This is a genomic window from Bacillus sp. JJ1773 (assembly GCF_036962035.1).
Taxonomy (GTDB): Bacteria; Bacillota; Bacilli; order Bacillales; family Cytobacillaceae; genus Cytobacillus.
The window spans coordinates 1-1,983 of sequence record NZ_JBALNX010000118.1 but is presented as its reverse complement, the minus strand read 5'-3'; the positions used below and the strand labels follow the sequence as shown (position 1 = coordinate 1,983).

2 protein-coding genes are annotated in these 1,983 nt (G+C 32.1%); both read right to left on the bottom strand.

What is annotated here, in order from left to right; all coding sequences use genetic code 11:
- Positions 1 to 314 precede the first annotated feature (314 nt).
- A complete protein-coding gene (locus V7127_RS24345; RefSeq protein WP_335490676.1) occupies positions 315 to 1,109 on the bottom strand; it encodes a GNAT family N-acetyltransferase in 795 nt (264 codons plus the stop codon).
- Positions 1,110 to 1,253: 144 nt separating this feature from the next.
- Positions 1,254 to 1,751 (bottom strand): GNAT family N-acetyltransferase, encoded by a 498-nt coding sequence (locus V7127_RS24340; RefSeq protein ID WP_335490670.1) that lies wholly within the window; start codon positions 1,749 to 1,751, stop codon positions 1,254 to 1,256.
- Between the last annotated feature and the right edge of the window lie 232 nt (positions 1,752 to 1,983).

The window sequence follows — 1,983 nt, the reverse complement described above, 5'->3', positions numbered from 1 at the left end:
TAATTCTGTTTTATTCATTCTTATACACCTCTATATTCTTAAATTACTATGTAGCAACTAAAATATAGCACATATTCTTGTAAAGTAACATTAATCAAATAATTATTAACCTTAAACCGCATAACCACGTCCTGACTTGTGAACAAGGTAAATTCCTTGTTCACATACCTGAGCCAAGATTAAATAAGTTCGTTCCTGAAGAATTGCGCCCGATTGGATGAAGATCTAATATATTATTAAAAGCTTACCAATGCTTACTTAACTATATTATTAGCACAATTAGAAAAGGCTCCAATAAGAATAGTCTTGAACCTTTAACAATATGTATACATCATCCATAATCCAATATCCTCAAAACCGATTCTTTTATAGATTACTCCAGCTGTTGGATTATCATAGAACAAACATAGTTCTTTTCCTTCATGTAATAGATCACTGCAAAGCTTGAGCATGCAGTTGGTTGCATATCCTTTTTTCTTATAGTTTTCTAGCGTAGCTACACCAACAACCATTGCTGATAAGGAATTTTCTGCTGTAGTTGATGCTGTTGATACCATTTTTCCTTCTTCCATAATAAAAAATGAACGTGAAGTTCCATTTTCTATTCCTCGACGTTTTCTCTCTACTGTAATTGTTGAATCACTAAATTCTGGAATTGAGTTTAGTAATTCAACAAGTGCTTCAGCATCGTGTGGAAATGCTTGTTGTACATTCGAAAAATCAATATTATTTTTACTAATATTTAACCTAGTACACTTAGCATAATATAATTGTCTTTTTCTTTTAAGGTGCTTATCCAAGTATGGCTCAATTTTTTCAGTGATATCTTTTAGTCCAGACATCATCTTAAAAGCAGAGTCATTAGACATAATCTCAGCAAATCCTTCGGCATTAAATGATTCTACTGCAAAAGGAATATAGTTTTCCTCGTATTTTAATAAAACAGCAATTAATTCTCCACTTTCGTTAAACTCTCCCCAAAGCTTTTGGAATTCTTGTTCATATCCATAAGCCTCAATGTCACCAATAATAAATAAGTTTTCAGCAGCCTTGGTTTTTAACAAATTAAAACAAACCTCGTGATCACTTTTATCTAGTTTTCTTATCATCATTCTCTCTCCTCATTGTAAAAATTTCCCCGTAAAATAATCTCATTATTTTACAATTAAAAAACCTTATCGAGAAGGAGTTTTTTACGGAAAATTCCTATAATTCTCGCGAAATTGCGCCCTTTAGTTAAATAAAGCAATTGATTATTTGGATAACTTATAACCGTCATGTATAGCTTCCCAATCAAGGGGCCTAGCCATACTATTTTCAATGTTCTCTAATGGTTTAAAGCCATATTTTGCATAAAGGGAATGAGCATCTTTAGTACCAAGGTGAAAGCTCGTGCCTTTCAAATTTGGATGTTCGGTGATTACACTCATTAACCATTTACTAAGTCCTTGGCCTCTATAATTGGGAAGAATGAAGACATCACCTAGCCAAGAAAATCTAACAAGATCGGATACAACTCTTGCAAAGCCAACTTGTTTAGGAGAACCAATGGTTGGATTTCCTTCATAAATACCATAACAAATAATAGAGTTATCAATGGATGCTATAACTAATTCTTTCGAAATGCCTTTAAGCCAATAAGACTCATTGCTAAGGAATTTGTATATTACTTCTATATCTAAAAGGCTTTTGTCAGTACTTATGTAAAAACCATTTTTACTTATCAACTCTGCTTGTCTATTCTCTATCATTTCTTTTCCCCCATTATAAATAATGTATAAAAACAATTATACTATAAATGGATTTTATTCCAATTTTTCGACTATTAGATTATTCACTAAACTGCAAGAAAGTGTCCCTGAAGCTAACTTCAAATTCTCTTTCTTAAATCCCTGTTAATCTGTAACAAAATTGCCCTTAACTGAAAAACGAGCGCTTATCCTTGTTCCAGGATAGCGCCCTAAAATGGAATAACTAAAAGAT